At 74.6% G+C, this 777-nt stretch carries 2 protein-coding genes; one reads left to right on the top strand and one right to left on the bottom strand.

Going from position 1 to position 777, the window contains the following annotated elements:
• On the bottom strand, positions 1-403 hold a 403-nt coding region (locus tag ACFQ4O_RS17970), incomplete at its 3' end, for an NTP transferase domain-containing protein (protein WP_378777795.1).
• A gap of 96 nt (positions 404-499) precedes the next feature.
• Here ACFQ4O_RS17970 and ACFQ4O_RS17965 point away from each other — a divergent pair.
• Positions 500-777 (top strand): iron-sulfur cluster assembly protein (locus ACFQ4O_RS17965; RefSeq protein ID WP_378777793.1); only part of this gene is annotated, 278 nt, incomplete at its 3' end.

The following is a 777-nucleotide window of genomic DNA, read 5'->3' as shown; positions in this document are numbered from 1 at the left end:
CGTCCGGGCTCGCCGCGCAGGCCGGGCCGCCGCCGCCCGCCGCCCACAGGCGGTCGAGCAGGTCGTCCGGCGGGAACGGGGCGTCGCCGGGCATGGTGAGAAGATGCGTCGCCCCTTGCGCCTCCGCCCAGGCGAGGCCGGCGATAACCCCCGACAGTGGCCCGCCGGGGCCTCCGACTGCGTCCGGCAGCACCGGCAGGCCGAACGCGCCAAGCCGCTCGGGATCGCCATTGGCGGACAGCGCCAGGGCAAAGACCTGCGGCCGTATGCGGTCGAGGGCATGCGCGAGGATCGGGCGGCCGTGGAGCGGCAGCAGGGCCTTGTCGCCGCCGCCCATGCGGCGCGCCTCGCCGCCCATCAGCACGAGGCCGGCGACGCGGCGCGGGGTCGGTTCCTGGGTCATGGGCTCCGTCCGGCAAGAAATCGCCTGCATTTGACCGCGACCGGCGCCAAGGTCCATAGCCCCGCGCACAAACATAAAACCTTGAGGAGACGAAACATGGCGGTGACGGAAGAGGACGTGCGCAAGGCGCTGGAGTCCGTGCCGGCGCCGGACGGCGCGCCGAGCCTCGCGCGTTCGTCCGCCCTGTCCTCCATCGCCGTGAACGGTGGGCGCGTGATCTTCGCCATTGAGACCTCGCCCGACCGCGCCGCTGCGCTGGAGCCGATCCGCAAGGCGGCGGAGGCGGCGGTGCGCACCGTGCCCGGCGTGTCCGACGTGCTTGTGGCGCTCACCGCCGACCGGCCGGCGGGCTCCGCGCCGGCGCCGGCCGCTCA

The organism is Methylopila musalis (assembly GCF_042679725.1).
Taxonomy (GTDB): Bacteria; Pseudomonadota; Alphaproteobacteria; order Rhizobiales; family Methylopilaceae; genus Methylopila; species Methylopila musalis.
The sequence above is the reverse complement of the archived record's forward strand: the minus strand, read 5'-3'. Positions and strand labels throughout refer to the sequence as shown.